The sequence below is a fragment of the Porphyromonas sp. HMSC077F02 genome (assembly GCF_001815465.1).
Classification (GTDB): Bacteria; Bacteroidota; Bacteroidia; order Bacteroidales; family Porphyromonadaceae; genus Porphyromonas_A; species Porphyromonas_A somerae.
In genome coordinates this window covers 1-6,888 of record NZ_KV820668.1, presented here as the reverse complement: position 1 = coordinate 6,888, position 6,888 = coordinate 1, and the positions used below count along the sequence as shown (strand labels likewise).

At 53.7% G+C, this 6,888-nt stretch carries 4 protein-coding genes; all 4 read right to left on the bottom strand.

Annotation, left to right across the window (positions count from 1 at the left end; all coding sequences use genetic code 11):
* Positions 1 to 928: 928 nt before the first annotated feature.
* The 4 genes from HMPREF3027_RS04525 to HMPREF3027_RS04510 all read right to left on the bottom strand — a co-directional run bounded on the left by HMPREF3027_RS04525 (position 929) and on the right by HMPREF3027_RS04510 (position 6,817).
* Entirely contained in the window at positions 929 to 2,134 is a 1,206-nt protein-coding gene (locus HMPREF3027_RS04525) for a homoserine dehydrogenase family protein (RefSeq protein WP_070707279.1), read from the bottom strand.
* Positions 2,112 to 3,077 (bottom strand): alpha/beta fold hydrolase, encoded by a 966-nt coding sequence (locus tag HMPREF3027_RS04520; protein WP_070707278.1) that lies wholly within the window; start codon positions 3,075 to 3,077, stop codon positions 2,112 to 2,114. The genes HMPREF3027_RS04525 and HMPREF3027_RS04520 overlap by 23 nt, the downstream gene beginning before the upstream one ends.
* Positions 3,074 to 4,363, bottom strand: a complete 1,290-nt coding sequence (locus tag HMPREF3027_RS04515) for an O-acetylhomoserine aminocarboxypropyltransferase/cysteine synthase family protein (protein ID WP_070707277.1) — start codon at positions 4,361 to 4,363, stop codon at positions 3,074 to 3,076. Before HMPREF3027_RS04515 ends, HMPREF3027_RS04520 begins: the two co-directional genes overlap by 4 nt.
* A 543-nt stretch (positions 4,364 to 4,906) precedes the next feature.
* The gene (locus tag HMPREF3027_RS04510; RefSeq protein ID WP_070707345.1) at positions 4,907 to 6,817 is read right to left on the bottom strand and encodes a peptidase U32 family protein; all 1,911 of its coding nucleotides are present in this window, start codon (positions 6,815 to 6,817) and stop codon (positions 4,907 to 4,909) included.
* Positions 6,818 to 6,888 lie beyond the last annotated feature (71 nt).

Genomic DNA, 6,888 nt, shown 5'->3' with positions numbered 1-6,888 from the left:
GCGATCGGCGAGATGCAACTAAGCAAATGACGAGATGCAACTAAGCTTTTGCTTAGTTGCATCTCAGTTTTTGGCTAGTTAGGAGCTCCTTTTTGGTGAGATATAGAGGAGTGTCAGAGGCACCCCACCAGAGCACCCGACAGGGTGCCACTCAGCTAGCCCCCAGTCGAGGGCAAAGCCAGAAGACTGGCGGGTTACAAGAGGCCCCCACACCCATCGACCCTTGTGGTCGCACTAACCGATACAAGTGCGACCACAAGGGTCGAATACTATACCTCGCCTTATTCCCCCCCAGTCGTTCGGAGCTGGCGCTCCTCCGACTGGGGGCTAGCTGAATGGCACCCTATCGGGTGCTTTTTGGAACCTCCTGCGGAGGTCCTTTTCTTTGTACACCGCACATAATAAGGTGATGAGATGAACGCAAAAACGGAGACCCGAGCTAAGCAAGCGACGAGACCCGAGCTAAGTTTTAAGGTTATTGCACACGATGATCTGAGACGTTGATTTAGGAGGTGAGATCTGGCTGTAAGAAAGGCTTATTTCCAAGGGTTACGCATTAGAAGGGCTTACCGTGAATGACCTCCCTCGTGGGAGGTCAGACGGATCCTAGCCCCTAGTCAAGGCTCGAAGAGCCGATGACTTGGGGACCAAAAAACCGACCCACCCACACCATTCGACCCCTTGTGGGTCGGACAATAGGATCTAGAACATCACATTAATCCTAAAATAAGTTGTCCGACCCGCAAGGGGTCGTGGGATAGGGGGGATGACCATTAATCCCCCAGTCGTTCGGGGCTAACGCCCCTCCGACGTGGGGGCTAGGATCCGTCGGACCTCCAAGGAGGTCCTTTTCCTTAGGCACTCCACTAATAACCATAAGGATAAACCTTTCTAATGCGTAACCCCTAGGCTCCGACCTAGCTCACAATCAATTAAAAAGCACCTCGGCGGTGCGGAGGATATCCCCAAAGACGCCTTGGGCGGTGACCGTAGCACCGGCACCGGCACCACGGATCACAATGGGGAGCGAACCATAATTCTCGGTATAGATCTCAAAGCAACTATCTGCCCCTGGCACCTGAGCAAGGATATGATTGGCAGGCAGCCGCTGCAAACCGCACTGCAGACGGGCTGGCTTGTCGCCATCAGGCATCTGGAGAGTGCCTACATACCTCACTACCTCGCCCCTCTTCACCGCTGTGAGTGCCGAAATATGGGCTTCGAAGTCGGGCAGAGCTGTCCACATCTCCTCCAGAGATGCATTCTGCAAAGAGCGGGGTACCAGATTCTCCACCTCCACCTGCTCTAAGTTGAATGGTAGATCCAATTCGCGTGCCAGGATAAGCACCTTGCGAGCCACATCCACCCCACTCAAGTCTATCCGAGGATCGGGCTCTGTAAACCCACTTGCCACCGCCTCCCTGAGCACCTTACCAAAGGGTTTTCCCTCACTTAAGGCATTGAAGATAAAGCCAAGCGACCCACTGAATAGCCCTCTAATTGAGGTGATCTTATCGCCCGACAGGTGGAGCAATTGGAGGTAATCGATCAGCGGAAGCCCCGCCCCCACATTGGTCTCGTAGCGATAGCTCTTGTGGTAGAGCTCTAGCGTCTCCCGCAGTGCCCTGTACCCTTGGATCGGCTGTGCATTACTCACCTTATTAGAGCTCACAAGATGAAAACCAGCCCTCACCAGCTCCGCATATCGATTGGCAATCTCAGCAGAAGAGGTATTATCAATGAAGATCAGATGCTGTAGCTGCTCCCGCTTTGCATAGTGAATAATCTCCCGCACACTATCCGCACTCCTTTTGGCCGTTGCTACCTCTTCACGCCACGAGGCACCGATTCCCCTCTTCGAGAAGAGAGCTCTCCGTGAATTGGCTACGGCAAAGACCACCAAGTCCACCCCTTTCCGCTGCTTCAGCGCCTCCCTTTGCGACACAATCTGATCCAGTAGGGCTCCCCCCACCGTACCGTGCCCCACCACTGCGAGGTAGACCTTGGGTACCTCATGGTGTGCCAAAAAGTGCTTCTCCCTTGTGGCTCTGTGAAAGAAGGGGGTTAGGGCTATTTTACTATAAGGTATTATTGGCTCTGTGAGCGGACGCTCACCTATCTTCGTTGCTATCATAATGTTGGGTTTCGTTATTCAATAGTATATCATGGATAATCTCTGTGAGCTGGTCATAAGCCATCAAGAAGGCATCATGCCCGTGCTCCGAATGAATCGTATAAAGGGGTACCCCTAGCGTGGCAGCCGTCTCCTCTGCCTCATAGTGTGGAAAAAGCAGATCCGAATCGATGCTCACGATGCTCACTTTCTCCCTAAGGAAACGTAGCTCCTCAGCCCTCTCTGCCACGGCAATCGTGCTGGTGAGATAGGTCATCACCTGATAAGCATGCAACTGAAATCGCTCTGCCAATGCCTTGCCATGGTAGTGCAACCAATCGAGAATCTTAGGTGTACCATCACTGCATTGCTCTCCAGAAAAGCGGTGGTTAAGCGACTGAGGGGTTCGGTAGCAGAGCATCCCGTGGATGCGTGCATGCTCCAGTGGCTTCGGCCCTTCAAGCAAGAGCCTCTGCACCTCGGTCTGGGCTAGGAGCCAATCACTCGCCTTATAATGGCTAGCAATTGGGATCAGCTGCTGGCACTTATCGGGGATCAAAGCACCTATCTGCCACACCAATGCTCCGCCCATACTGGCCCCTAGCACGATCTCTATCTGCTCAATCCCCAGTTGCTCCACTCCCGCTACAAAGAGGCGTGCCACATCCTTCAAGTCAAAGGCATCAAAGCTGTAGCAGACTCTGCCGTCATAGCCATTGCCAGGGATATTAAAACTCAGAATAGTGTAGGCTCGGGTATCAATCCCCTGCCCTTCGCCGATAAGACTTGCCCACCAGCCGGTAGGACCAGCGACCGAAGAATTACCGGTAAGGGCGTGGCAAACCAATACGATAGGGGCAGTGCCGAGTGGGCAACCGGCTACTTCGTAGCTCAGTACCACCTCCTCGAGCTCTACACCTCGGTGGGTGACAAAATTGGGGATAGAGAGATAGGATAGTTTCATGCTTTCTGTGCTTTATTGAGTGCGTTATCGAGGTCGGCCGTTAGGTCTTCCGCCTCCTCCAATCCGATGGAGATACGAATCAAGTCATCACTCACGCCGATGCTATTTCGCTCCTCCTCTGTAAGCTGTGCATGGGTGGTGCTGGCGGGGTGGATAAGGATCGACTTAGAGTCTCCGATATTGGCGACCAGTTTGAAGAGCTCCGTCCGTTCCGCCAGTCGCTTTGCCACTTCGTATCCGCCCTTAGGGGCAAAGGTGAGCAACACGCCCGCTCCACGGTGCAAGGTCTCTTTCGCCCGCTGATAAGCTTCATGGCTCTCTAATAGTGGATAGCGTACCCACTCCACCAAAGGATGGGCTTCGAGCCACTTTGCCACCTTTAGAGCACTCTCCGAGGCACGTACCGCACGGAGGGAAAGGGTCTCTAGTCCCTTGATGATCTGAGTCGAATTGTAAGGGCTGATGCAGGTGCCGATATCTCTCAGACCTACCGCACGGAGCCAACCTATCAATGCCCCCTTGCCAAAAGCGTGACTAAAGGAGAGACCGTGGTAAGAGTCATTGGGCTCTGAGAGGTCGGGGAAAAGGCCACAGCCCCAGTCGAAGTGACCGCTATCGATCACCGCACCACCCATCGTGGTACCATTACCCGAAACTAGTTTGGTAAGGGAGAGGAACTCCACATCGGCTCCCTCTCGTAGTGGTTGGTAAAGCCCAACGGTACAAGTGTTATCCACAAATAGTGGTAGGCCAGCCTCGTGTGCCACTGCACTCAGGGCAGGCACATCAAGCAGATTGAGCCGAGGATTGCCCAGCACCTCAGCCAGCACCAGTTTGGTCTCAGGCTTTATCGCTTTACGCACCGCCTCTAGGTCTTCTACATTGACCAAAGTGGCATGGATCCCGTAGCGGGGAAGGGTACTGGTGAGGAGGTTGAAGGTACCGCCATAAAGGCTTTCACTCGCCACAATATGATCGCCACACTTGAGGAGGGAGAGTAGCGTGGTGGCGATGGCCGACTGACCGCACGAGGTGGCAACAGCCGCCACACCACCCTCTACAGCTGCTATGCGACGCTCCAGCACATCGGTAGTAGGGTTATTGAGCCTTGTATAGATCGGTCCCTCCACCTTGAGGGCATAGACATCGGCCGCATACTGACTGTCTTTGTAGACGTAGGCGGTATTGTCGTAGAGCGGTACTGCTACCGAACCAAACTGATTGTCACTTGGATTGTAGCCGGCATGAAGTGCCTGTGTTGCGAAATTTTTGCTTTGATTACTCATAATGCTTATTGATATCTGATTAAGTTATTAGTTGACTATTGGGTATAAAAAAACTGCTGGTACGCGTTGAATATCGTCGTACCAGCAGCCCTCTATAGGTATATATTTCTATCTACACGGTCAGAATGGACTATCAGGATACAACGAATCGGCGAACATCATCATAGACATTCGCATCATCATATCCATCATCTGTACACTCTGGTGTATCATCTAGCTCTTATTGATAATTCCTTTAATCGTGATAGCAAAAGTAGCTATCTGCGAGCAAAGGTACACAATTATTTCATTTCACCAAACACTTCACGCAAACTTTCTCCCAAAAGCACCCTTCGGGTGCTCCAGGGCAGGTGTCCGACTTGTCTGACCTGTCCGACTTGTCCGATAAAAGTACCTCCGCCACTCTTACCCGACACAGGTGGAGGAGGAAGAATGGATGAGATGCCAGGCGCTGAGGATGAGGCCGAAGGGAGCGTACTCACGTACGTGACCGAGGCCGAATTCCGAAAGCAACGCAGCAGATCGCCATTCTTATCCTCCACCTCAATCTTTCCAGAGGGTCATCATACACTCCCGGCAATTGGTGGAGACTCTAAAACGCTCTTTACCCCGCACTAGGTAGAGGGGCAGGGCGAAGGGCGGACGCTTCCCCTCACGTGTGCAGTAACCCACCTGGTGTAGAAGGCAATGACGGGTAAACATCACCGGAATAGGTCCCTCTGGTACCGCCACCTCCAAAGCAGGGGCAATGGTACCAGTGACGCCCAACTGTCGGTAGAGTTGCTCTGCCTTTTGATTCGCCACATTGTAGGTAAAGTCAAGGCTCTCGGGCAATCCCCATTCACTCGCCTGGTGCTGGGTTGAGAGGAAGGTAGCCCGTCGCTCCGCCAATGCCCGCCCCTGCTCCTCACGCTCACGCAGAAAAGCAGCGTGGCACGCCTCTTGCAACTGCTGGATCACCTCCCGACGTAGCTCCGTCGCTACCGATGGTGGGAGATAAAGCCCCTCCAATTGCAAAGCAATCTCCTCCGCCACATAGGGCGTCTCCCCTAGCTTCGCAAGGGTATTGCGGAGGTGCTGACTATTCTCTTTCTTCGCAGGATCCAATGGGAGTAGTCGCTCCACCCTAACCGATATCTCAGGTCGTTCCAAAAGGGTAGCAGAGAGCTGTACCCCTTCGCTACTGCATTGGCAGTCGAGACGGATGCCCACCTTTCGCACCGAGGCATCGGGTCGCTGCAGCACTTGATCGAACTGATGGTGGAGGTTGCGGTAGACCGTTGCCCCCGAAGCGATCGCAAGTGGACTAGAGAGTTTCAGCCGGTAGCGACCCTTTCCCACTGGTGTCACCTGATTAATAAAGGCACCGGCCGTCTCCTTTTCATCGCTAGAGACCAGCAAAAGTCCATCGCCATTGGAGAGCTCGGTCTCCTTTACCTCCACTTTGATCACAATCTCCCTACCCCTACACTCCAGTAATTGGCCGATCCGTTCGCCCACACTCTTATTGGTAAAAGGGGTGATGCTATCCACAGGAATCGGCCGATGAAGCGGGATATTGTAGCTCGTGAAACGACGAGAAAAAGTCCGCTCGGGGTGCGGAGTAAACTGTCGCTCCACCCTACCCCACGAGGCATGGTGATACACCTCACCACGGCGGGCGATAATAGCATCTAGCTGCTCCCGATAATGGGCCGTCACGTTGCGGACATAATCAATCCCCTTGAGCCGCCCCTCGATCTTGAGCGATGAGACCCCTCCATCCAGCATCTCCTCTAGGATCTCGGTACGGTTGAGATCCTTCAGCGAAAGGAGGTACTGACTCTCCAAGAGGCGATGCCCCTCGGCATCCTCAAGGTCGTAACTCATACGGCAATACTGGGCACAGGCACCTCGATTGGCACTCCGACCTCGGCACGCCTCGGAGATGAAGCAGCGACCACTATAGGAGACGCAAAGGGCACCATGGATAAAACTCTCCACCCGAATGCTCAGCTCCTTGAGAAGCTTAGGCAACTCAGCACTACTCAATTCGCGTGCCAGCACCACCTGCTCCATGCCCAACGCCTCCATCAATGCCAATTGTCCATGGCTCGCATTGTGGCACTGCGTACTAGAGTGGAGCGGAATGGGCGGCATGCCCTCCGCCATCAGCAAACCCATATCCTGCACGATCAAAGCATCGGCACCCACCCGATAGAGCTCCCCCGCCAAAGCCACAGCCTCCTCCAATTGGTCATCGGTGAGAATGGTGTTTAAAGCCACATAGACCTTCGCCCCCACCGAATGTGCCTCATAGCAAAGCGAGCCGATATCCTCCAGAGAGACCCCCGCACTGCTACGAGCCCCAAACTTGGGAGCCCCAATATAAACCGCATCTGCCCCTGCAGAGAGCGCCACCCGACCTCCCTCTAGCGATGAGGCCGGCGACAGTAATTCAATAGCCCTTGTCATACCACAAAGATACCCAATTTTTGCAGAGCCCTTGCAAGAATCGAGTAGGTCGGGAAACGAAAGTTTTCTGA